The organism is Flavobacterium frigoris (assembly GCF_900111075.1).
GTDB lineage: Bacteria > Bacteroidota > Bacteroidia > Flavobacteriales > Flavobacteriaceae > Flavobacterium > Flavobacterium frigoris.
In genome coordinates, this window is sequence record NZ_FOFZ01000001.1 from 353,452 (window position 1) to 378,067 (window position 24,616).

Consider the following 24,616-nt stretch of genomic DNA (forward strand, 5'->3'; position numbering starts at 1 on the left):
GCAAGAATTTCTTTTTTATTATAAGCTTATACTCGTTGCAAACAAGTAGCAGTTTGAGTTTTTCCAATTTCACAACTCGCATTATTTTCAAAGTAAAACCCCCCGAAGACAAAAGTATTCGAGGGGTTTTATTTTCAATTTCTGGATTTAACTATTCAAAATAATTCGCAATAAAAGTAACTAGGTTCTCATCACTCATTTTATTGGATGTACTGTCAGTTGATACAGCATTTTTATACTGAGGAGTTTCAGCTAGAAACTTAGTAAATTGTTCTTGAATCTGGCCAGTTCCTGTTAGATGAATTTCATCAACATTTGGCATCTTGCTGGCGATCTCCTTGAAAAACTTTTGCGTTAAGCCAATTTCTTGATTGTTAGCTGTTTTTTCACTTGAATTGTGCCCTGCATCTTCAGTCTCTACATGTCCCAAAACTACGAAATCCCCATTGTCAACATTTTCTCTTCCCACAATGGTTGCATGATTAGTATCCATCCATACACCAAACTGCTTTTTATTTTTTTCTGACATAATATTTTTCTTTAAAGATAACCTTAATAGGCAGCTAATGTTATTTTTTGGGTTAAGATTATGATTTAGGCTTAAAAGCAAATTTTAAAAATAAGGGGCACAATAAAATCGAAGAGCAACTGAATTTTAAATGAATTCACAGAAAAACAATTGGTTGAAAAGAGATTAATGCATAATTCCGCAACACATGACTTTACCATTATTAAAGCAAAAAGTACAATTAAGAAAATTACCATCGATCCGAGCGAATTCATGGCTGACGTAAAAGCGGCTAATAATACGTATGAAGGGAAGTAAATAATTTATAAACCTAAAAAAAGTCTAGTTCTTAAAACTAGACTTTTTTTAGGTTCTTATGTTTTCGGACTATTTTAAATGCTCCAGCATATCCACTGTCATGGATTCCAAGTCATATTTATGTTTCCAATTCCAGTCCTTTCTGGCAAAATCATCATCAATACTCGCGGGCCAGCTATCAGCAATTTTTTGACGGAAGTCTGGTTCATAAGTAATCGTAAATTCAGGAATGTGTTTTTTGATCTCCGCTGCGATTTCTGTTGGCGTAAAGCTCATTGCCGCTAAATTGTACGAAGAACGGATTTTAATCTGTTCTGCCGGCGCTTGCATAATCTGGATTGTTGCAGCAATAGCATCATCCATATACATCATGGGCATTTTAGTTTCTGAAGATAAAAAGCACTCGTATTTTTTATCGGTCAATGCTTTGTGAAAAATATCCACAGCATAATCCGTCGTTCCACCACCAGGAGGAGAAGAATAGCTTATTAATCCCGGGTAACGGATGCTTCTTACATCCACACCAAAGATATTATGGTAGTATTCACACCATCTTTCACCAGACTGCTTGCTGATTCCGTAAACCGTTGAGGGTTCCATGATGGTATATTGTGGCGTATTTTCTTTTGGCGTTGTTGGGCCAAAAACAGCAATGCTCGATGGCCAGAATATTTTTTTTATCTTTTTGGCTTTAGCCAAATTCAAAACGTGGAATAAAGAATTCATATTTAAATCCCAGGCAAAAGCAGGGTTTTTCTCAGCTGTTGCTGATAGTAATGCCGCCATCAAATAGATTTCATCGATTTTATGAACTTCCACAAGATGCTCAATCTGATTGAAATCTAAAGCATTGATTACTTCAAATGGCCCTGAATTAACAACATCGTTATTTAGTTTTCGAATATCGGAAGCGATTACATTATCAGTTCCATATATTTTTCTCAGAGAATGGGTTAATTCGGTACCTATTTGTCCACAAGCGCCTATAATTAATATTTTCGTACTCATTTTATCGAATTTTAAGCAGCTAAGATAACGTTTTCGTATTTATCTAAAACACTTCAAAAGGAGTTTGCTAATTGTACAAGCAAAAACTTAAAATCGTTATTTTTTGTCTGCTTTTTTGGCATTAATAATGTTAAAAACACAGTATTTTGAACTGATTTGTAATTCACATTTTGAAATCTGTATTTATAAATTTACTTTGTAACTTTGTGCTTTAATGAAAACACAATGAAATTCAAATTATCATACTTACTTTTCTTTTTTATTATCTTTTCTTCCTGTAAGGATGACAACAAAAAAAGGATCGCAGAAAACGAAAAAGACGCCAAAAAAAAGGAAGTTATTTTTTCGAATATAAATAAAGGCTGGGTTTTTTATGACTCACCTATAAATACTACTGCCGAAGAAAGTGTGGCTACGTGGAATGAGCTGCGTCTGTTTTTAGCTGAACTGGCGCAAAAACCGAAAAAGACAATTGGCGCTTTTCAACAAAAAGCCACTGCCATTTCTAAAAAAGCAATGGCACTGAATGAGAACTTGCCGATTCAATTTGATAAACCACAAATTAAAAGCAGAATATCAACCTTAATTACTAAAGTGAGACTACTGGATTTGTACATTCATTTGGATGCTATTCCAGATAAAAAGGTGATTCATTTGATTGCTGAAATCAACAACGAGTTAGCTTCGTTACAGCGACAAATGGATAAAATTGTTGAAAAAAGTAAAATTCCCGTTGAAGAAGGGGAGTCTGAATTAAAGAAAATGATGGATGCCTCCAGAGCAATTCCAAATAGTAGTCCGACAATGATTGATCCAAATACCCCTAAAGTTGAGTAAAACTGCCCTATATAACATCTATGATAGTTCTCCTAAAGTTCAACAAATTGTTGCCCGTTTGCAGGAAAATAATCAACCAAAATTACATCTTGATGGCTTGCTGGGATCAGCTGCCTCTTTTATCATACGAGCGTTATTTAAAAAAGCAGATGCTCCGTTCCTGATTGTTTTAAACAATAAAGAGGAAGCGGCCTATTATTTGAATGATCTCGAACAAATGATTGGTGAGCAAGATGTACTGTTTTATCCGGGCTCTTATCGCCGTCCATATCAAATAGAAGATACGGATAATGCTAATGTTTTGCTTCGTGCCGAAGTACTGAACCGAATTAATTCCCGCAAGAAACCGGCTGTTATTGTTAGCTATCCCGAAGCACTATTTGAAAAAGTAGTAACTCGTAGAGATTTGGAAAAAAACACCTTAAAAGTGTCCGTAGGAGATAAGATTTCAATTGATTTTATCAATGAGGTTTTATTCGAATATGAATTTAAAAGAGTCGATTTTATTACAGAACCGGGAGAGTTTTCTGTTCGTGGAGGTATCGTCGATGTGTTTTCTTTTTCGAATGATAATCCGTACCGAGTCGAGTTTTTTGGTGACGAAGTCGAGAGCATCCGTAGTTTTGATGTGGCGACGCAATTGTCAATAGAAAAACAAAAGAAAATTACGATAATCCCAAATGTAGAGAACAAGGTTTTTCAGGAAAACAGAGAAAGCTTCTTGGATTATATTTCAGAGAAAACAGTGCTGTTTATTCAAAACACCGAAGACCTTTTTTCACAATTAGACAAGCAATTTGCAAGAGCAGAAGAAGCTTTTGAAAAATTGTCAAAAGACATCAAACATGCCGCACCGGAGCAATTGTTTTTAAACCAAAAGACTTTTATAAAAAGAGCCTTAGACTTTTCGATCGTGGAATTGAGTCCTAAACCGATTTTTAAAATCGCCAATAAATTCGAATTTCACATTCAGCCACAACCGTCATTCAACAAGCAATTTGATTTGTTGTTGAACAACCTGAGTGAAAACCAGTTTAACGGTTACAAGAATTATTTGTTTTGTTCGAATGAAGGACAAGCAAAACGATTTCATGATATTTTTGCAAGTTTAGACGAATCTAACGCCGAGAATATCCGAAAACAATACAATACGATTGTTTTGCCTTTGTACCAAGGTTTTATTGACGAGGAAAACCAAATTACCTGCTATACGGACCACCAGATTTTTGAACGCTATCATAAATTCAACATTAAGAGCAGCTATTCGAAAAAACAAAACATCACCTTAAAAGAATTGACAACGCTGTCCGTTGGAGATTATGTAACACATATCGATCACGGAATAGGACGTTTTGGAGGTTTACAAAAAATACAAGTCGAGAACAAAACACAGGAAGCTATAAAACTGGTTTATGCTGATAATGATATTGTGTATGTGAGTATTCATTCGCTGCACAAAATCTCAAAATATACGGGTAAAGACGGGACACCGCCCAAAATTTATAAGTTGGGATCGAATGCTTGGAAAGTTCTAAAACAAAAAACCAAGGCAAGAGTCAAACACATCGCATTTAATTTGATTCAGCTGTATGCCAAAAGACGATTGGACAAAGGATTCCAGTTTGCGCCAGACAGTTATTTGCAAAATGAATTAGAAAGTTCCTTTATTTATGAGGATACTCCGGATCAAACCAAATCTACTCAGGAAGTAAAAGCCGATATGGAAAGTGATCGCCCTATGGATCGATTGGTCTGCGGTGATGTAGGTTTTGGTAAAACTGAGGTGGCAATTCGCGCCGCTTTCAAGGCCGTAGACAACAGCAAGCAGGTCGCTATTCTGGTTCCAACGACTATTTTAGCGTATCAGCACTATAGAACTTTTACGGAACGATTAAAAGACATGCCAGTTACCATTGGGTATTTAAACCGATTTAGAACTGCTAAACAAAAAGCAGAAACTTTAAAAGATTTAGCGGAAGGAAAACTAGATATCGTTATAGGAACGCATCAATTGGTGAATAAAAATGTAGTTTTTAAAGATTTAGGATTGCTGATTGTTGATGAGGAACAAAAGTTTGGGGTAAACGTAAAAGACAAATTAAAAACTATTGCGGCTAACGTAGATACACTCACATTGACCGCCACGCCAATACCGAGAACCTTGCAGTTCTCCTTGATGGCGGCACGTGATTTATCAGTAATTACGACTCCGCCACCCAATCGATATCCTATTGAAACTAATGTTGTTGGTTTTAGCGAAGAGATGATTCGGGATGCAATTTCGTATGAAATTCAACGCAATGGACAAGTATTTTTTATCAATAACCGAATTGAAAATATAAAAGAAGTCGCCGGAATGATTCAGCGCTTGGTACCGAATGCCAGAGTAGGAATTGGTCACGGGCAAATGGAAGGGAAAAAACTGGAAGAATTGATGTTGGCTTTCATGAACGGAGAATTTGATGTTTTGGTAGCCACAACAATTATCGAAAGTGGATTAGACGTTCCTAACGCCAATACGATTTTTATCAATAACGCCAATAATTTTGGTTTGTCTGATTTGCATCAGATGCGTGGACGTGTAGGGCGAAGCAATAAAAAAGCATTTTGTTATTTTATTTGTCCGCCGTATTCAGCCATGACAGATGACGCTAGAAAGAGAATTCAGGCCTTGGAACAATTCAGTGATCTGGGAAGCGGTTTTAATATCGCGATGAAAGATTTGGAGATTCGTGGTGCTGGAGATTTACTAGGAGGTGAACAATCTGGTTTTATAAACGAAATAGGTTTTGATACCTATCAGAAAATCATGAATGAAGCCATCGAGGAATTAAAGGAAAATGAGTTCAAGGATTTGTATCCTACAGAGAATAATTTAGAAACGAAGGAGTACGTAAAAGACCTGCAAATCGATACCGATTTTGAGTTGTTGTTCTCCGATGAATACATCAATAACATTAGCGAGCGGTTGAGTTTATATAGTGAATTAGCGGCTGTAAAAAACGAAGAGGAATTACAAATTTTCCAAACTAAATTGATTGACCGTTTTGGTCCAATGCCGCCACGAGCAATAGCTTTAATGAATAGCATTCGTATCAAGTGGATTGCGACTCAAGTAGGAATTGAGAAACTAGTGATGAAACAAGGCAAGATGATTTGTTATTTTGTATCAGATCAACAATCTGATTATTATCAATCACAACGTTTTAAGAATGTTATAAAGTTTGTTCAAAAGCACACTGACCTTTGTAAAATGAAAGAGAAACAAACGCCAAATGGCTTGCGCCTGCTAATCACTTTCGATAATGCAAAATCAACAAGAAAAGCTTTGGAGTTGATGGAGATGTTGGGAGGGAAAGAAGCATAAAAAAAGCTTCCTTCTTTTGAAAGAGGGAAGCTCAGCTATATAAATCGTATTTTTTTATTTTAATTCTTCAAATCCTTGATTACTTTAAAAGCAACATCTACTTGTTCTTCACTAACTAAAATCGTGAACTCATTAGAAGTCGATATAACTTCATTAATGATGATTCCTTCCCAAGCTAAACGCTGAAAGATGAAATAATAAATACCGGGAACGACAATGTTCTCTTTTGGTAATTTAACGGTTATGGATGCCAGGTTATCTAGTTTTTGTATCAGTTTTTCATTGGTAAAATGTTTGTCAACCAAATAATTCACACTGTTGCTCACAACAAGATTGATTTCATTTACTCCTCTGGATGAGGTGTAAAACACATCGGGAAAAGCATTGATGTCTGATATTAAATCAGCTTGTTTGTTTAAAACTGTTTCAGAAACAGCGAATGTATAATCAGTCAAAGCGGAACGTACAGTTATTTCACCTATGTTTTTTATTACCTTATTGATTTTATGATTCAATCTAAAATCCAATTCTTCCGTTAGTCTCTTTAGCGACATTACAACTGCGCCTTGTTTTACTTCTTTGCCAAACTCACTTTCTAATTCTGACATTATATTTCTCGATAATGAAGTCAGATTAATAATCCCGAGAGATAATGCGTTTAAAAGAAAAGGCTTTGTTTTGATGTAATTTTCGACAATTGAAGAAACGGTTTTCATAATTTTAAATATTTTTCATTTTATGTGTTAAAACACGGTGCAAATATAAATAAAAAACATTTTGTTACAAATACAACATCAATAAAATTTACTTAAAAATGATAAAATGCATCGATAAGGTGTTCAATAACAAAAGATTTGCCTTCTTTGTGTATCGCAATGATGTCAAAACGGACATCAATATCCAGATCTTTTTCAATAACATAGGCATCAACTGCTTTTACAAGAAGTTGAATTTTTTTGGGTTTAACAAAATCTTGGGGCAAACCAAATTCTAGAGAAGAGCGGGTTTTTACTTCAATAATAGCGAGGATGTTGTTTTTTTTGGCAATGATATCAATTTCTGCCTTTTGAAAAGTCCAATTGGTAGTTAAAATAGTATAGCCGTCTTTCCTAAGAAACTCGACTGCCATTTCTTCTCCCAGCTTCCCTAATTCATTGTGTTCAGCCATTTCTTTAGTTTACAGTATTCAGTGTTCAGTTTCCAGACTTCCACAATCATTTTAGCATTTCGTGACCTTAAGCTTCAGAAAATAGATATAGTTTATCCGCAATCTACTTCCGTACAATATTCCACTCCTTCGGAGGCGGCCGGGGGGAGGATCATTCTACTCAAATTGTAAAATACTCTTTTCGGCAGTAACTTCAATGTGAACAACGCTTCCCAAAACCAAAGCTCTATTGTCGCGGATATGTCCCGCTGGGAAATTATAGACCACCGGAATGCGGTATTGTTTAGTGATATCTTCAATGATTTCAATGGCGTTTTTTCCCCAGGGAATGTCGTTGTCTTTCATTTTAGACATGGAGCCTACGATAATACCTTTTATACTTTCCAGACAACCATTGCGTTTTAAATTCATCATCATGCGATCGATATGATAAAGGTATTCATCTAAATCTTCAATAAATAAGATTTTGTCTTTACAGTCAATAGCGGAATTAGAACCTAATAAACTATAGAGAATTGATAAATTTCCACCTACGATTTCACCTGAAGCGGTTCCGAAGCGATTCATAGGGTCGGGAGTAATCTCGTAGCGGATAGGATTGCCAAATAATGCCAGTTTCAAACTTTCAACGGCCTCGGTAGTTGCTCTCGGATAAGTAATGGGCATAATTCCATGAATGGTTTTATATCCCATTGTATTTAAATGATTGTGTAAAACGGTAATGTCGCTAAAACCAACAATCCATTTTGGGCTTTGTTTAAATTTGGTGAAGTCCAACATATCGATAATTCGGACTGTGCCATAACCGCCTTTTACACACCAAATCGCTTTGATATTTGGGTTATCTAATTGTTTCTGAAAATCGGATGCTCTTTGTGCATCAGTACCTGCTAATTGATTATTGTCTAATCCAATGGTGTTTCCAATAACAACTTCTAATCCCCAGCTGTGTAATAAATCGATGGCAGGTTGTAGGTTATCGTCAATATTTTTTCTGGCTGTCGCCAAAATTGCGATGGTATCTCCTTTTTGTAAAATGGGTGGTGTTGTCATTGTTGTATGGGCTTGACTGTTGAAAGAATGTAAAACTAAAAATAAAAGTATGGCTTTATAAAAATCAAAACTACTATTTGTAGACCAAAATCGGGTAATACGCATGTTTTTGTTTTTCAAGGATATTTAAAATAATAGGAGTCAACGAATTTGACTAAAAATCAAAGGTAATGAATTTCGAAAATAATTGGAACTTTGTTCTCAAAATAAAGTATTTTTACTTCAAGAGTTGCTGGTATTGCCGATTATAATTAATTTTTTACAGTTCAAATATGAGAATTTTACGAGTGATTTTAATGTTGGTTTGTATTCTACCAGTAGTAAATGGATTTGGTCAGCAAAAAAAATATGCGATCCATACCGTTGCATTCTATAATTTTGAAAATCTTTTTGACACCATAAATGATCCCGCTACAAATGACGATGAATGGACGCCAAAAGGAGACCAACACTGGACGTCAAAAAAATACCGTCAAAAGCTGCAGAATCTTTCCCGGGTTTTACTTGAAATAGGTTCCTCTGAAAACACAAATTCACCAACATTCATTGGCTGTTCTGAAATAGAGAATAGAGGGGTTCTTGAAGACTTGATCAAAGAGTCAAAAATAGCGGATAAAGAGTATGGAATCATCCATTTTGATTCGCCAGATAAGAGAGGAATCGACGTGGCTTTATTGTATCAAAAAAAATATTTCCGACCTACAACTTATACCAACATTCCGTTAATCGTCTATCGAAAAGAAGCAGTAAAAATAGTGAAGTCTAAAGTAGAAGCCGATGAAAAATTGGATGATACCCTACAAACAAGCGCTCAAAATAATCGTGTCTTTACCCGAGATCAGCTTTTAGTAACTGGTTTTTTGGATGGGGAGGAAATTAACATTATTGTCAATCACTGGCCCTCACGCTCGGGCGGCGAGAAAAAATCAAGTCCTTTTAGAGAAGCAGCGGGGGAATTAAATAGAAATATAATTGACTCTTTGCAGCGGATAAACCCAAATGCAAAAGTGTTGACGATGGGAGATTTAAATGACGGGCCTTACAATAGAAGTGTGAAAATTGCCCTTGGCGCTAAAGCCAATAAAGCGGATGTACTCCCGTTGGGAATATACAATCCTTTTGAGGATATGGCCAAAAAAGGTTTGGGTACTATAGCTTTCAGAGACTCCTGGGACATTTTTGATCAAATTATGGTTTCTCAATCGCTGATTCAAAACAATTTTATCTCTTTTAATTATTGGAAAGCAGGGATATACAACAAGTCTTTTTTGATACAAACTTCTGGTCAATATAAAGGATATCCTAAACGACATTCGGAGAATGAAGTCGGTTTCAGTGATCATTTTCCAGTTTATATCTATCTGATCAAAGAGGTAAAATAGAAGCTTTATTTAATGGTCGTAGTACAGATCTGACTCAAATGAAAGAAATACATTTTTGTTCCGCCTCCCAATAGCTAATGCATAACTAACCCTTAGTAATAGTTTATGATTTTATAAACTTTACCGCTTGAGACTTTTTAGTAACTTAGCGCAACATTAATTTAACAACTCAAATAAAATGGCAATTTCAAAACCTTTCAATCTTACTAAATGGATTGATGAAAACCGTCAATTGTTGAAACCACCTGTTGGAAATAAAAATTTATATAGGGATTCTGGTGATTATATTGTCATGATTGTTGCGGGACCTAATGCTCGGAAAGATTTTCATTATAATGAAACTGAAGAGCTGTTTTATCAATTGGAGGGTTCTATAAAAGTTATTACCCAGGAGGATGGCGAGCGCAATGTGTTAGAGCTTCATGCCGGTGACATGTACCTGCATCCTGCAAAAGTTCCACATTCTCCAGTTCGCTCTCCCGATTCAATTGGACTTGTTATTGAGCGCAAACGAGAAGGGCAAGGCTATACAGATGGCTTGTTGTGGTTTTGTGAAAGCTGCAATCATAAGTTACACGAAGTATATTTTGAGCTAAACGATATCGAAAAAGATTTCCTACCTCATTTTGAAGATTTTTACAAGTCACTAACATTGAGAACCTGTGAAAAATGTGGAACAGTTATGGAATCTGACCCTCGATTTATGACTAAAGAGTAAAATTTATAAAGGATGCTGTATTAGTTAGGAGCTATTTCCCGTCATCCGCTATATCTTTTATGGCCTCGTTAAAAAACGAGGCCATAAAAGGATGCCGCTACTACCGGGGCTAGGAAATTGCACACGTAAATCTGTATTTTTTTCAATCTAGAAAAAAAGCAATAAGAAAAAAGGGCTTTGGTAAGAAGCAGTCTATTTGTAAGGATATTTTATAAGATGATTTTTGTATAATACGTCTTTAAACAATATCTTTACAAAAAAATAATATAACAATTTTAACCAAAAAAGTTACAATGATAACAATAGCAAATCAATTCGGAATGAAAGAGGCTTTGGCACAATTGGGCATAAAAGATATAAATGAAGGAACTTCAACAGGATTAAATCATTTTTCAAATGGAGAGATCTTTGAAAGTTATTCGCCTGTAGATGGTCAATTGATAGCGAAAGTTAAAACTTCTACAGCGGCAGATTACGAAAAAGTAATGCAATCTGCTACTGAAGCTTTTAAAACATTCAGATTGATGCCAGCACCGCAACGTGGTGAAATCGTGCGTCAGTTTGGAGAAAAATTACGTAAAAATAAAGACGCTTTAGGTAAATTGGTTTCTTACGAAATGGGGAAATCATTACAAGAAGGATATGGAGAAGTTCAGGAAATGATTGATATCTGTGATTTTGCAGTAGGTCTTTCTCGTCAATTACACGGATTAACAATGCACTCTGAACGTCCGCAACATAGAATGTATGAGCAGTATCACCCATTAGGAGTGGTAGGGATTATCTCAGCGTTTAACTTTCCAGTAGCAGTTTGGGCTTGGAATACCGCTTTGGCTTGGATCGCTGGTGATGTTTGCGTTTGGAAACCATCTGAGAAAACACCTCTTTGTGGAATTGCTTGTCAAAACATAATTGCTGAGGTAATAAAAGAAAATAATCTTCCAGAAGGAATTTCTTGTTTAATCAACGGAGATTACAAAGTAGGAGAAATGATGACTAATGACAAACGTGTACCGTTAATTTCGGCAACAGGTTCTACTCGTATGGGGAAAATCGTTGCGCAAACTGTAGCAGGTCGTTTAGGAAGATCATTATTGGAATTAGGTGGAAACAATGCAATCATCGTTACCCCAGATGCTGATATAAAAATGACTGTTATCGGGGCTGTTTTTGGAGCTGTAGGAACTGCAGGACAAAGATGTACTTCAACACGTCGTTTAATTATTCATGAAAGTATTTACGATACAGTAAAAGATGCTGTTGTGGCTGCTTATAAGCAACTAAGCATAGGAAATCCATTAGACGAAAACAATCACGTTGGACCGCTAATCGATACGCATGCTGTCGAAATGTACAATAGAGCGTTGACTAAAGTAGTAGAACAAGGTGGTAAAATCCTCGTAGAAGGTGGTGTTCTTTCAGGAGAAGGGTATGAAAGTGGATGTTATGTGAAACCTGCAATTGCAGAAGCAGATAATTCATTTGAAATCGTACAACACGAAACTTTTGCTCCAGTATTGTATTTATTGAAATATTCAGGAACTGTAGAAAATGCGCTTGACGTTCAAAACGGAGTAGCTCAAGGATTATCATCTGCGATTATGACAAACAACTTAAGAGAAGCAGAACACTTCTTATCTGTTGCTGGATCAGATTGTGGTATTGCCAATGTAAATATCGGAACTTCAGGTGCTGAAATCGGTGGTGCTTTTGGAGGAGAAAAAGAAACAGGTGGTGGACGTGAGTCAGGTTCAGATGCATGGAAAGTGTATATGCGTCGTCAAACTAACACAATCAATTACGGAACTTCTTTGCCTTTGGCACAAGGAATTAAATTTGATTTGTAAAACTATCAAAAATAGATGGTTATATCAAACGCTTTTTCTACTTTAGATTAAGCGTTTTTTATTAAAATAAATTAATCAAATGAACCAATTTGAAGCAACATTTACAGATATTTCCGATTGGCATAAAAATGTTCATTATAGCACAGGTGGAACAAGAAGTAAGTATATTGCTTTGGAACCAGAGACAAATGATGAATATTTTTTTAAAGGATCTAAAGAAACTCCAAAGGGAGAAATTAGATACCCAACTGAATTTTGGTCTGAAATTATATCCTCAAAAATTGGTCAATTTTTGGGTTTTCCAATGTTGGACTACGACATAGCATATGACAGTAAGCATAAACAAGAGATTGGCTGTCTTTCAAAATCGATGGTTTTGGGGTCTAAAAATAAATTAACAGAAGGGAAGACTTATTTAACGGGATTTAATGCTCGGTACAATCCTGATATAGATAAAAAGGATTATACATTTCAGTTTATTTGTAATGCTTTAACAAGTTTTTCATTAGATTGCTATATCAAAAATATTGTCGAAATTATTATCTTCGATAGTATTATTGGGAATTCCGATAGGCATCAAGAGAATTGGGGTATAATAACAAAGCATGAAATAATACATGAAAAAAAACTTGAAAAAGATATTGTTTCTAAAGTAGAGGAACGAAGTATTTATAGGAAAATAAGAAGATTAAGTAGAAGGTTTTTTACAGATGATAGTATCAAATCTGAACAAATATTAGAAAACCCTAGTCTTGTCGTAAAATTCGAAGTTAAGCATAAATTAGCTCCAATTTACGATAGTGGTTGTTGTCTAGGGAGAGAGCATTTAGATGAAAAAGTTCTTAAAATGCTCAATGACTCTCAGATGATAGAGGCATATATAAAAAAAGGAGAATCCGAAATTCATTGGGAAGGGAATGAAAAAAAAAGAAAACATTTTGAACTAGTAAAGTTGTTGTTAGAGCATTATCCAACTGAGACACAAAAATTTATAGCTAGAGTGGAAGAGAAATATAACGCAGAAACAATAAAAAATATAATTGATAATATTGATGTTAATCTTCCTAAAGATTTAATTAAATTTAAATTGTCGGAATCGAGAAAGCAGTTGATGTTTAAATTGGTAACTTTGCGCATAGAAAAATTAATTAAACTTTTATGAAAGCATTAGGAAACATACACCTTATCTGGCGACCAGGCAAAGGCAGTAGTAGAATATCTGTTGGCACAATTAAAAAAAGTGCTTCGGAGGGAATCCGCTTTCAATATAATCAAGACGAAGTTGTTAAGGCGAAAAAATTAGGGTTTATTCATTATGAAGGTTTTCCAGACACGACTAAAGTTTATACCGAAAATGTAATTGAAATTTTTGGTCAACGACTAATGCGAAGTGAGAGACCTGACTTAAAAGAGTTTTATGATTTTTGGGGTGTTGATTTAAAGAAGAAGGAAGATAAATATTACATGTTAGCTTTTACACAAGGAATGTTGCCGACTGATAGCTTTGAGTTTTTGGCCGATTTTAACCCAGAAGATAATTTGTCATTTGTGACTGAAATAACTGGTTTATCTGAAGCTGAAATAGCTTCAGATAAAGTTTCAATAGGAGATATTTTAAATTATGAATTAGAACCTCAAAACTCTTTTGATAAAAAAGCTGTTAAGGTATTTAAAGATGATTTTTATTTAGGTCATATTAAATTGATTCATTGTAAAGTTTTTCATAAAACTCAAAAAAAATTTAAATTAGTTGTTCAAGGAATTGAGAAGAATGGAGTATTAAAAAGAATATTCGTTAATGCGAGTCTTTAGGTCAGCGTGTTTAATAGTAGAAAAACAAACGAACAGTTAAATAAACTACAAATTTGCCTTTGGCACAAGGAATCAAATTTGATTTGTAGTACTTAAAATACATAAACTAAAAAAGGCAATTTGAAATTTTCAAATTGCCTTTTTTTATTGTAAAAATGTAGTACTTGTAGTGCTACAAATTAAAAGATGCTCCAATATTGAAAACAAACTGATTGTTCAAATGGTCAAATCCAGTTATGTTTTTGTCGTATTTAGCGATTGGCACTCCAGCCTCACCAAATAATCCAAAACCATCGGTAAAGAAATAACGGAAACCAAGATGTGCACCAAAGTTATGCAAACCTAAATCCAAACCAGGATAAATATCCATGTTTGGCTCCATTTTCAATACATTACCTAAATTAGCGTTAAACCGTGCTTTCAAATCTACTCGTTGACCAAAATCTGGAATATTTCCCAATTCATCCTCGTTAACCGATAATAAATAGTTAGCAGTCAGTCCTAAGGACATGTTTTCGCCAATACCAAAATCAGAAGAAATAAAAACTCCTGAACCTCCATCTTGTAGATTTAGACCTACTTGACCTTTCACATCTCCATTTCCCTTAAAGGCTTGTGCATTTGTCAGCCAAACCGACGACAGTAATAATAACGTAATTACTTTTTTCATATTTATAGATATTTAAAACTATTCCGACAAAATTAGTTTATTAAATTTTAATTTCTACCCTTTTCATCAAAATACAAAGTGTTTAATGGTTCGCTTTGCCAGAATTCTTTTGTGTCCACATCCAGTATGGTTAAAGGTCCTTTAAAAGCGGCTCCGGTATCTATATTCCAGACACAAGCCATTTGGACGGGTTCAGTTTTACCGATGCGGGTCACAGGGGTGTGGCCTATATAGATTTCGTCATACAGAGTTAATCGTTTCGGATAGAGCAAATCGTTGGGTTTGATACTTCGGTCTAATGACAGGGCAGTTTCCCACAAGGTTCTGTCCCAGTAAAATAATTTTGGAAAGAATTCATAAGCAACCCCATTCATATTCGTGAATCCGGCATGAACAAAAAGCCTGCTTTTTTTATCTAAATAGTAATCTTTTAACGAAAGTAAAAAGTCAACATGCAATTGTTTTGTAACGGCATCTACTTTTTCATAAGCAAGTACAGTTGCTTCGCCACCATGCTTGTACCACATAAGATTGTCTTTGCTGTCTTTTAACCAGTGTAATAATAATTCATCGTGATTGCCTCGGATAAAGACGCAGCTGTTTGTGGTATTCAATTCAATTAAGTAATCAAGGACCTGTGGAGATTGACTCCAGCCATCAACGTAATCCCCTAAAAAAATCAGGGTATCTTCTGCAGTAACTTTGGCTCTTTCCATGATTTGGTGTAGTGCACGTAAGCCTCCGTGTATGTCACCTATAACTAATGTTCTCATTTTGTGTATTGTCAATCGGGATTACAAAAAACAGCAACAGTGTTGTTTTTCTAATCCATAAAAATAAGGAAAAGAGTTGGGAAGTGAGAATTTTTAATTAATTTTTTACCTTAAAAATTAATTGGAACGGAAAATAGTATAAGAAGTAAAAGAGCTTTGATTGTGTTTGTAGTGTTTTAGTGAAGTATAATAGCTCACAACCGGCGCAACCCTATCGGTCGTTCCCGTGGGCAAATCGTATAGAAAACAATAAGCGGAGAAGATTAGTTTGTAAAAAAAGGCTGCCTGAAATCGGAGGTGAGTTTGATTGAATGCACGAGCGGAATATGATATCGATTTATTTTTTAAGGTGTTGATTTTGAAGTATAATGGATAATTTTGTACTACAGAAATATCACTACTTTTAGTGATTGTTTACTCTGTTTTTTTTCGGTAATTTTACAAAAAACAAATTTTCAAGCAATGAATACACTTATCGTCTTATCGCTTTTAATTATTCGAATGATTACCAGCTTCATCAATGACCTTTTTGTTGCCGCCTGTCATTTTTAACAGACAGCAATAGAAGGAACTTCTTTTTAAAGGAACATCGGTAGTATTGATGTTTTCCTATAGTTTTTGTTATGTTTTTTTCAAATTCCGACGGGCTTCGTTAGGACTCACCAATTCTGGGCGCAAGTTTTTAAGTCAAAGTATCCTTCATTGGTCCACTTATGCTGACTTAAATTTTTTAGTGTACGTCGTATTTCATCTTTCTCAAAATCCGCATCGCTTCTTTAAAAGACAAATAAATTTGAGGAAAAGGCTTTAAGAGGGGCTTGGCTTCCACCAGTTTTTCTTTGGCCTCATCAAATCCGTTGAGGTAACAAATCATGAATGTCGAGGGTAGGTTTTCCAAATCTTTGTGTTCACTTGCTGTTAATGTTAAGCCTTTTTTTAGTTTTGCCAGCAAAGCAAGATTGGAATTGTAAATGTGATAAAGCATTTTCCGGCTGAATTCCGGTGGTTGGAAAAGCATCTCGTTTTCTATTTTGTAATACCCATTTTCATAAAAATAGATGGTTTGTTTCTCCAAGGGATAATAACTCGTTTTATCGTTCAGGCCCAAAGAAAGATATTCAGTAATGGTAAAAGTATCCTCATCATAAGTAATGGTAACCACATCTTGATCGGAATAAAACAATTTGATTTGCTCATTGATCAGTTCAATGTCAACGCGTGACAAAAACGTTTTGTCTCGTACTTTTTTTGGAGTTCCAGCCCAGCAAATAACAAATAACTCTTTGAAGACTTTGTACTTGGGCGCCATGTCTTTGTGGCGAAAATTCATAAAATCAAAAACGCCGTCCAAGGTATATTTGATGTTGTTTCGAGCATTATTCTCTATCCCAATTACGGTTTCCGAGTTTTGAAAATTCTTTTTAATTTTTTCTGCCGTTGGCATTGTGTTACTACCATGTCTAATAAAGACACTTTTGGCTAGAATAGTATAAATTCCTTTTTTAAAATAGGAGGTGTTGTTTTTTGGTTTAATGGTCACTAATCCAACCACTTTGTCTTTTGGTAAATTTGGGAAAGGGACATTTTCATATTGAATTTTGGGTGGATGTTCTAAATAGGCATTCACTAAATTTTGAATGTGGCTATCATCAAAAAAATCGACACCCACGATTTCATTGTCTAGATCTTCGACTCCTACCACAATGTAAGAATTATTAGCAGGGTTGGAATTGGATAAAGCACAAATATGTTTTAAAAACTTGGCTTTTCCTTCCCGAGTATGCAAGTTCAACTGACGCTTTTTGTCATAAAAGCTACTCTCATCATTTTGCGCGAGCAGGTTTTTAATTAAAAGGCGTTTGTTAATCATCTAGAATACTTGTTGTTGCTTATTAAACCGTTGGGTGAAATATTTAAAAATTAAAACACATAGAAACAGATAAATAAGAAGGACTGCGCAGTTTGCAGGAGCTTTGGGCTCTATTCACAAAGCTGTTTTTTACTTCAAAAAAAGTGAAACGTCTACAAAATCTAAACTATGTTTCTATGTGTTTAAAAAACTAATTACCTTAAATGCGTAGCTTTAATCTTTTTTTATAATTGTAGAAGAAGCCTGAGCGGTACTCATTACGACTAAATCGGCAATATTGACATGGTAGGGTCTGGACACCACAAAGTGAATAATGTCGGCAATATCTTCTGGCTGCAAAGGCGTGAAGCCTTGGTACACTTTTTCGGCTCTATCCGTATCTCCTTTAAAACGCACTTCGCTAAATTCAGTTTGAACCATTCCGGGGTGAATAGCACCCACTCGTATTCCAAAAGGATTTAAATCCATGCGCATGCCTTGATTTAGGGCGTCAACCGCATGTTTTGTGGCACAATATACATTCCCATTTGGGTACACTTCCTTTGCGGCAGTGGAACCAATATTAATGATATGACCTGATTTTCTTTCAATCATTTGGGGGATGATGGCTTTAGAAACATACAATAAACCCTTTACGTTGATGTCGATCATAGTGTCCCAATCGTCTAAATCTCCATTTTGAATAGGGTCTAAGCCATGGGCGTTACCCGCATTGTTAATAAGAATATCGATGGTAGAAAAGGCTTCAGGTAAGGAAGCGATGCTTTCTGATACGGCTTTTTTATCGCGTACATCAAAAAGTAAAGTATGTACCGCTGTGAGTTTAGAAAGTTCTTTTTCAAGCTCCGCCATTCGGTCTTCGCGTCTTCCGCAAAGGATAATTTTATAATTGTTTTTTGCTAAAATTTGTGCAGTTGCTTTTCCGATTCCGCTGGTTGCACCGGTTATTAAGGCTGTTTTACTCATGGTTTATTATTTCTGTCGAAATCAGTACTATTGGATTTCATTTTTAATTTTTTAAAAGGACAATCTTCATTCAACTTAAGGAACATCTTGCCCCATACTTTCTGCCCAGATTGAAAACCAATCTTCTTTTTCAAGATCTAGTTCGACGGCTTTCATCAATGATTGTATTCTGGCAACATTTACTGTTCCTGCAATAGGAATCACTTTGGCTGGATGTTTTAAAACCCAAGAAAGTAAAATCGTATCAGCGCCTAAATGGTATTTTGAAACCATTGTTGCCAATATTCTTTTCAGTCGATGGGTTTGCGGAATGTCATTTCTGAAAATAAATCCTAATGGATTCCAAGACATCGGACGAATATTATGTAGCTGCATATAGTCAAAACTTCCGTCAATCATAGGCTCAAAATTTGTTGCCGAAAACTGGACCTGATTGTAACTTATTTCTGTTTTTTGACGAATCAATTCGGTTTGAGAACTGGTAAAATTAGAAAGTCCAAAGTCGACTATTTTTCCCTCTGATTTTAGTTTTTCTACAGCTTCGGCAATTTCATCTGCTTGCATCAACGGACTAGGTCTGTGCAACAAAAATACATCTAAATAATCAGTTTGTAAATTCTTTAACGATTGTTCAACTGACCGGATAATGTGCGACTTAGAGTAGTCGTAATGTTTGATTTTAGTGTCACGATTTTCAGCTAGCATTTGGATCCCACATTTGGAAATTAGCTGCATTTTTTCTCTGGCTATTTTACTCGAAGCAAATGCTTTTCCAAAATCAGCTTCAGTGGTGTAACCACCATAAATATCGGCATGGTCAAAGGTGGTAATTTTGTTTTCTAAACAGACATGGATCATACTTTCCATTTCCTTTGAAGTTAGGTTTTTATCCCAAACTCCCCAATTCATAGTACCTGCAATAATAGGTGATAATGTCGTTTTGCTCATGGTTTTTATTTTTTACTGAAACGCGTAATTTTCTTAATTGAAAGTATATTTTTCAAAGTTCTTAAAAATATAAAAATTGTATCACAATTCGTCCTTAAAATTAGGTCTTTATTCGAAGTTTTAACCATTTTTTAACATCTTACCTCTAAAAAATAATTCAATTTGCACTCTCAAACAGAAGGCATTAAATTCAAGGTTTTAAATATAACGATATGGAAGAAAATACATCGACTTTAGACATTAGAGCAATCAATGAAAAAATCGAAAGAGAGAGCGCATTTATCGACCTCTTGACAATGGAAATGAATAAAGTGATCGTGGGTCAAAAGCACATGATTGAGCGATTATTGATTGGACTTCTTGGACAAGGGCATATTTTATTGGAAGGTGTTCCGGGCTTAGCAAAAACGCTAGCTATAAATACACTTTCCCAAGCGGTACACGGATCGTTCAGCAGAATACAATTTACACCAGATTTATTGCCAGCAGATGTTGTGGGAACAATGATTTACAACATTAAACAAAATGAGTTCTCTATCAAAAAAGGGCCTATTTTTGCCAATTTCGTTTTGGCAGATGAGATAAACCGTGCGCCGGCTAAGGTGCAATCGGCATTGTTAGAAGCCATGCAGGAAAAGCAAGTGACCATTGGTGACACTACTTTTAAACTAGACAGACCTTTCTTGGTTTTGGCAACTCAAAACCCAATTGAACAAGAAGGAACGTACCAACTTCCGGAAGCACAAGTCGATCGTTTTATGTTGAAAACGGTTATTGATTACCCTAAAATGGATGAAGAGCGCATGGTCGTTCGTCAAAACTTAAAAGGTAGTTATGAGAAAGTAAACCAAGTTGTTTCGGTAGAACAAATTCTACGTGCACAGGAAGCGGTTCGCGAAGTGTATATGGATGAAAAAATCGAGAAATATATTCTTGATATTGTTTTCGCTACGCGCTATCCAGAGAAATATAAATTGGCCGACTTGAAGCCGTTAATCAGTTTTGGAGCTTCTCCGCGTGGAAGTATCAATTTAGCCAATGCGGCCAAATGTTATGCTTTTATAAAACGTCGTGGTTATGTAATTCCAGAAGATGTTCGTGCTGTTGTTCATGATGTATTGCGTCATAGAATTGGGGTTACCTATGAAGCTGAAGCGGAAAACATTACCTCTGTTGATATTATCAATAAAATTATAAATGAAGTTGAAGTACCTTAATTTAGTTTGCAGTATTCAGTGTTAAGTCATCAGTTTAGACTGCTAAATGACTGAACACTGCTAATTGATCACTGACCACTGAAAAAAATATGGATACAAAAGAGCTTTTAAAAAAAGTACGAAAAATAGAGATTAAAACCCGAAGATTGAGCGATCATATCTTTTCAGGGGAATACCATACCTCATTCAAGGGGCGCGGAATGACTTTTAGTGAAGTACGTCAGTATCAATACGGGGATGATATTCGTAATATTGACTGGAATGTTACCGCACGTTACAATGAAGCGCATGTAAAAGTCTTTGAAGAAGAGCGTGAGTTGACGATGATGTTGATGGTGGATATCTCAGGCTCGGAAAGTTTTGGTTCTAAAAATCAATTCAAAAAAGATATTGTTACAGAGATTGCCGCAACCATGGCATTTTCGGCAACACAGAATAATGATAAAATTGGATTGATTTTGTTTTCAGACCAAATTGAATTATATATTCCACCAAAGAAAGGCAGGTCGCACGTTTTGCGTATCATTCGTGAATTGATCGAGTTTGAACCTAAAAGCCTTAAAACCGATATTGCTCAAGCCTTAAAGTTTTTATCCAGCACTCAGAAAAAGAAAGCGATTGTATTTGTTATCTCTGATTTCATGTCTGAAAATTATGAGCATACATTAAAAATTGCAGCTAAAAAACATGACATCACAGGAATTCGAGTGTATGATATTCGAGAACAAAAAATGCCGAATATTGGAATGGTACCAATGATTGATGCTGAAACAGGAGAAACACAATTAGTTGACACGAGTTCGAAAACGGTTCGATTCAACTACGAGAAATATTATAGTGATCAATTAGTTTATTTCAAGGAAACATTCAGTAAATCAGGTGCAGGAGTCGTAAACACTAGAGTCGACGAAAGTTATGTGACTAAATTATTAGGCTATTTTAAATCGAGGTAATGATTAACGATTGAAGATTAACGATTTTTGATCTAAGATTTAGTATAATGTATAAAAGATGAACAAACAGATTTTAGAAGACCGATTGATAGATTTCGCAGCTTTAATTATTAACGTTGCTACTAATTTTGAGAAAAATTATGCGGGAAATCACCTTGCAGGCCAAATAATTCGCTCAGGAACATCGCCAGCCTTAAATTATGGAGAAGCCCAAAGTGCTGAAAGTAAAAAAGATTTTATTCATAAAATGGGAATTTGTCTGAAAGAATTAAGGGAGTCATTCGTTTGTTTGAAAATTATTGAGAAAGCAAATTTGACAGCGGATCTGGAAAATTTGACAAGAGCAAAAAAAGAAGCAAATGAACTTATATCGATTTTTGTTTCAAGTATTAAAACATCAAAGGCAAGTTCTGATACTGGAAAATCGAATTAAACGTATAGAATAAATGATGTTTGATTGCAATTGCAGCTCAATTCTGAAATCAAAAATCGTTAATCTTCAATCAAAAATCAATTACTTTAATCAAATATCATTCGCCTCAAACTGAAAATAAAAAATGAATAAAGTTTACCTACTATTATTGCTTTTTTCAACCGCTATTTTTGCCCAGCAAAAACGAGTGGTAACTAGTATAGATACAACTAAGAACAAAATTGGCGCCGAGTTTAAATTAACGGTAAAAACCTCAGTGGATACGTTGTCTAAAGTTGATTTTCCAAAACTTAAAAATATTGGTGCTCTCGAAGTAATTCGTTCTTACCCCATAGACACGATCAAAAATAACGATCGGTATGAATTAATTAAGAAATATGGGTTAACACAGTTTGATTCTGGAAAATATACGATTCCTAGTATAAAGATTCTCATCAACAGCAAACCGTACATGACCGATTCAATTGCGGTTGAGGTGGCTAATGTTCAGGTGGATACCTTAAAACAAAAGATGTATGACATCAAAGATATTGTTCCCGTAAAGAGTTCGATGGGCGATTGGTGGAAATACCTTTTGATACTAGCGATGATATTTGGTATTGGTGCATTAGTGTATTGGTTTGTAAAAAAGCAACAAAAGAAAAAAATCGAAGAAGAGGTATATAAAACACCAATAGAAAAAGCAACTAGCTTACTTAATACCTTAGAGCAAAAGGAACTTTGGCAAAAAGGAGAAGTGAAGGCTTACTACAGTGAATTGACGGATATTGCCCGTAATTATATTGAAGAAGCAATAGATATTCCAGCGATGGAAAGCACAACTTCTGAGTTGATTATTGGTCTTAGAGCAGCTTCTGTGAAAAAGAAAATGACGCTTTCACAAGAGACGATAGAGAACTTGGAGCGTGTTTTAAAACAAGCCGATTTAGTAAAATTTGCAAAATCTAAGCCAGTAGAGTACGAAATTACCGAGGATAGAAATAAAATACAAAAAGCAATCCTTACACTAGACAGTGCTATTCCGGTGGAAATCGAAATAGAAGAAGATTCATTATTGAATGAAGCACAAAAACAAAAACAGATCCAAATTCAATTAAAGAAACAAAGAAGCAAGCGTATTCTTATTTCCGTGGCTTCTGTTGCTTTCTTATTGCTAGCAACGACCACTTATTTTATTGTTACCAAAGGATTTGTTTACGTAAAAGACACTATTATTGGACATCCTACAAAAGAATTACTTGAAGGAGAATGGATAAAAAGTACCTACGGAAATCCCGGAGTTACTATCGAAACGCCAAAAGTGCTTAGAAGAATTGATTTGACAAAATCGCTTCCTAAAAACGGTTTGCAACTCGTTAAAGAAATGCAGTCTTTTGCCTATGGTAGTTTTATTGATAATTTTTACTTGATGGTTTCAACCATTAAATACAAGCAGGATGCAGAAATTGATTTAAAAAAATCGATGGAGGTCACTTTACAAACCTTAGAATCTCAAGGGGCACAAAATATGATTGTGAAACAAGAAGATTTTGACACTAAAGAAGGAGTAACGGGTTTAAAATCATACGGAACATTTTCTAGATTTAATGCGGATTCTAAAAGTAGTGAAAAACTGTATTATGAAATACTGTTGTTCAGCCAAGAAGGGGGATTGCAACAAATCATGATTTTTCATGAAGAAGGAGATTCGTATGCAAATGAAATATCAGACCGAGTTTTGAACTCTGTCGAATTAATACAACTAAGTAAATAATGGGAAATATCACATTTTTAAATCCTGAGTTTTTCTGGTTGTTTCTTTTGATTCCAATAGCTATAGTTTGGTTATTCGTGAAGAGAAACGATCAATCAGCCACTTTAAAAATAAGTTCAATTAAGGGATTCAAATCCTCAGAATCTTTATTAGCAAAGCTAAAGCCTTATTTGAGCGTATTAAGATTAGTTGCATTGAGTTCTTTGATTGTCGCTATGGCAAGACCTAGAACTGTTGATGTAAGTAATAAAACGAAAACAACAAAGGGAATAGATATCGTTATGGCAATCGATGTATCAGGGAGTATGCTTGCCAAAGATTTGAAGCCGAACAGAATGGAAGCGTTAAAAAGAGTAGCCGCTGATTTTGCAGATGAAAGACCCAATGACAGAATTGGACTTGTGGTTTATGCTTCGGAGGCTTATACAAAAACGCCGGTAACTAGTGACAAAGCAGTTGTTCTGGAGGCTATCAAGAGTATAAAATACGATAATGTTTTGCAGGATGGTACTGGAATAGGAATGGGATTAGCTACAGCGGTAAACCGTTTAAAAGACAGTAAAGCCAAGAGTAAAGTGATTATCCTTTTAACGGACGGTGTCAATAATGCAGGTTTTATTGAGCCAGAAACGGCTGCCGATATTGCGAAACAATATGGTATAAAAGTATATACAATAGGTATTGGAACAAACGGTATGGCTGAATTTCCATACGCGGTGGGACCAAACGGTCAATTTTTATTCAAAATGATGAAAGTCGAAATTGATGAAAAATTGATGAAAAGTATCGCCAATAAAACGGATGGACGTTATTTTAGAGCAACAAGTAACAACAAGTTGGCTGAAATTTATGGCGAAATCAATAAACTGGAAACGACCGAAATTGAAGAATTAAAATTCTATGATTATGATGAGAAATACAGGCCTTTTGTTTGGCTTGCAGGTTTTTTATTATTAGCTGAGATCGGATTAAGAAATACAGTTTACAAGAGCTTTATATAGGATCCTCCCCCAGC

At 35.2% G+C, this 24,616-nt stretch carries 23 protein-coding genes; 13 read left to right on the forward strand and 10 right to left on the reverse strand.

Annotation, left to right across the window (positions count from 1 at the left end; translation table 11 throughout):
- Positions 1–151: 151 nt before the first annotated feature.
- Positions 152–529 (reverse strand): hypothetical protein, encoded by a 378-nt coding sequence (locus BMW63_RS01455; protein ID WP_074720507.1) that lies wholly within the window; start codon positions 527–529, stop codon positions 152–154.
- A 168-nt stretch (positions 530–697) separates the two neighbouring features.
- Here BMW63_RS01455 and BMW63_RS18520 point away from each other — a divergent pair, with 168 nt between their 5' ends.
- The gene (locus BMW63_RS18520) at positions 698–826 is read left to right on the forward strand and encodes a hypothetical protein (protein WP_262488705.1); all 129 of its coding nucleotides are present in this window, start codon (positions 698–700) and stop codon (positions 824–826) included.
- A 69-nt stretch (positions 827–895) separates the two neighbouring features.
- Here the strand turns inward: BMW63_RS18520 and BMW63_RS01460 are convergent, their stop codons facing one another.
- On the reverse strand, positions 896–1,834 hold the full coding sequence (locus BMW63_RS01460) for an L-threonine 3-dehydrogenase (protein WP_074720509.1): 939 nt from the start codon (positions 1,832–1,834) through the stop codon (positions 896–898).
- A gap of 225 nt (positions 1,835–2,059) precedes the next feature.
- Between BMW63_RS01460 and BMW63_RS01465 the strand changes: the two genes are divergently transcribed.
- Both BMW63_RS01465 and mfd read left to right on the forward strand, forming a co-directional pair.
- Positions 2,060–2,671, forward strand: a complete 612-nt coding sequence (locus BMW63_RS01465; protein ID WP_074720512.1) for a DUF3450 domain-containing protein — start codon at positions 2,060–2,062, stop codon at positions 2,669–2,671.
- The gene (mfd, locus tag BMW63_RS01470; RefSeq protein WP_074720513.1) at positions 2,664–6,038 is read left to right on the forward strand and encodes a transcription-repair coupling factor; all 3,375 of its coding nucleotides are present in this window, start codon (positions 2,664–2,666) and stop codon (positions 6,036–6,038) included. Before BMW63_RS01465 ends, mfd begins: the two co-directional genes overlap by 8 nt.
- Positions 6,039–6,097: 59 nt before the next feature.
- Here mfd and BMW63_RS01475 read toward each other — a convergent pair whose 3' ends face one another.
- The 3 genes from BMW63_RS01475 to BMW63_RS01485 form a co-directional block, all read right to left on the reverse strand.
- Complete coding sequence (locus BMW63_RS01475; protein ID WP_074720515.1) at positions 6,098–6,754, reverse strand: aspartate kinase; 657 nt, start codon at positions 6,752–6,754, stop codon at positions 6,098–6,100.
- 92 nt (positions 6,755–6,846) lie between these two features.
- Positions 6,847–7,206, reverse strand: coding sequence for a YraN family protein (locus tag BMW63_RS01480; protein WP_074720517.1), 360 nt, complete (start codon positions 7,204–7,206; stop codon positions 6,847–6,849).
- Positions 7,207–7,362: 156 nt separating this feature from the next.
- Entirely contained in the window at positions 7,363–8,259 is an 897-nt protein-coding gene (locus BMW63_RS01485; RefSeq protein WP_083380338.1) for a S66 peptidase family protein, read from the reverse strand.
- Between the two features lie 272 nt (positions 8,260–8,531).
- Between BMW63_RS01485 and BMW63_RS01490 the strand changes: the two genes are divergently transcribed.
- The 5 genes from BMW63_RS01490 (at position 8,532) to BMW63_RS01510 (ending at position 14,018) form a co-directional block, all read left to right on the forward strand.
- Positions 8,532–9,641, forward strand: a complete 1,110-nt coding sequence (locus tag BMW63_RS01490; RefSeq protein WP_074720521.1) for an endonuclease/exonuclease/phosphatase family protein — start codon at positions 8,532–8,534, stop codon at positions 9,639–9,641.
- A gap of 178 nt (positions 9,642–9,819) precedes the next feature.
- The gene (locus BMW63_RS01495) at positions 9,820–10,359 is read left to right on the forward strand and encodes a 3-hydroxyanthranilate 3,4-dioxygenase (RefSeq protein WP_074720523.1); all 540 of its coding nucleotides are present in this window, start codon (positions 9,820–9,822) and stop codon (positions 10,357–10,359) included.
- A gap of 293 nt (positions 10,360–10,652) precedes the next feature.
- Positions 10,653–12,206 carry an L-piperidine-6-carboxylate dehydrogenase gene (gene amaB / locus BMW63_RS01500; RefSeq protein ID WP_074720525.1) on the forward strand — a complete coding sequence of 518 codons (1,554 nt, stop codon included), beginning with the start codon at positions 10,653–10,655 and terminating at the stop codon, positions 12,204–12,206.
- A 79-nt stretch (positions 12,207–12,285) separates the two neighbouring features.
- Complete coding sequence (locus BMW63_RS01505; RefSeq protein WP_074720527.1) at positions 12,286–13,368, forward strand: HipA domain-containing protein; 1,083 nt, start codon at positions 12,286–12,288, stop codon at positions 13,366–13,368.
- The gene (locus BMW63_RS01510; protein WP_074720529.1) at positions 13,365–14,018 is read left to right on the forward strand and encodes an HIRAN domain-containing protein; all 654 of its coding nucleotides are present in this window, start codon (positions 13,365–13,367) and stop codon (positions 14,016–14,018) included. Before BMW63_RS01505 ends, BMW63_RS01510 begins: the two co-directional genes overlap by 4 nt.
- Positions 14,019–14,190: 172 nt before the next feature.
- Here BMW63_RS01510 and BMW63_RS01515 read toward each other — a convergent pair whose 3' ends face one another.
- From BMW63_RS01515 to BMW63_RS01535, 5 genes are all read right to left on the reverse strand, one after another.
- Positions 14,191–14,688 (reverse strand): DUF6646 family protein, encoded by a 498-nt coding sequence (locus BMW63_RS01515; RefSeq protein ID WP_074720531.1) that lies wholly within the window; start codon positions 14,686–14,688, stop codon positions 14,191–14,193.
- Between the two features lie 47 nt (positions 14,689–14,735).
- Positions 14,736–15,461: a metallophosphoesterase gene (locus BMW63_RS01520; RefSeq protein ID WP_074720533.1), complete on the reverse strand. Its 726-nt coding sequence runs from the start codon at positions 15,459–15,461 to the stop codon at positions 14,736–14,738.
- A 730-nt stretch (positions 15,462–16,191) separates the two neighbouring features.
- Positions 16,192–17,331: an ATP-binding protein gene (locus tag BMW63_RS01525; RefSeq protein WP_074720535.1), complete on the reverse strand. Its 1,140-nt coding sequence runs from the start codon at positions 17,329–17,331 to the stop codon at positions 16,192–16,194.
- A gap of 213 nt (positions 17,332–17,544) precedes the next feature.
- Positions 17,545–18,297, reverse strand: coding sequence for an SDR family NAD(P)-dependent oxidoreductase (locus BMW63_RS01530; RefSeq protein WP_074720537.1), 753 nt, complete (start codon positions 18,295–18,297; stop codon positions 17,545–17,547).
- Positions 18,298–18,372: 75 nt separating this feature from the next.
- Positions 18,373–19,245 (reverse strand): aldo/keto reductase, encoded by an 873-nt coding sequence (locus BMW63_RS01535; protein ID WP_074720539.1) that lies wholly within the window; start codon positions 19,243–19,245, stop codon positions 18,373–18,375.
- A 212-nt stretch (positions 19,246–19,457) separates the two neighbouring features.
- Here BMW63_RS01535 and BMW63_RS01540 point away from each other — a divergent pair, with 212 nt between their 5' ends.
- The 5 genes from BMW63_RS01540 (at position 19,458) to BMW63_RS01560 (ending at position 24,602) form a co-directional block, all read left to right on the forward strand.
- Positions 19,458–20,462 (forward strand): AAA family ATPase, encoded by a 1,005-nt coding sequence (locus tag BMW63_RS01540; RefSeq protein ID WP_074720541.1) that lies wholly within the window; start codon positions 19,458–19,460, stop codon positions 20,460–20,462.
- Between the two features lie 89 nt (positions 20,463–20,551).
- Positions 20,552–21,415, forward strand: coding sequence for a DUF58 domain-containing protein (locus BMW63_RS01545; protein WP_074720543.1), 864 nt, complete (start codon positions 20,552–20,554; stop codon positions 21,413–21,415).
- Between the two features lie 58 nt (positions 21,416–21,473).
- Positions 21,474–21,848, forward strand: coding sequence for a four helix bundle protein (locus tag BMW63_RS01550; RefSeq protein ID WP_074720545.1), 375 nt, complete (start codon positions 21,474–21,476; stop codon positions 21,846–21,848).
- Positions 21,849–21,972: 124 nt separating this feature from the next.
- Positions 21,973–23,601 (forward strand): BatD family protein, encoded by a 1,629-nt coding sequence (locus BMW63_RS01555; RefSeq protein ID WP_074720547.1) that lies wholly within the window; start codon positions 21,973–21,975, stop codon positions 23,599–23,601.
- Positions 23,601–24,602, forward strand: a complete 1,002-nt coding sequence (locus BMW63_RS01560; RefSeq protein ID WP_074720549.1) for a vWA domain-containing protein — start codon at positions 23,601–23,603, stop codon at positions 24,600–24,602. Before BMW63_RS01555 ends, BMW63_RS01560 begins: the two co-directional genes overlap by 1 nt.
- The last annotated feature ends 14 nt before the right edge of the window (positions 24,603–24,616 follow it).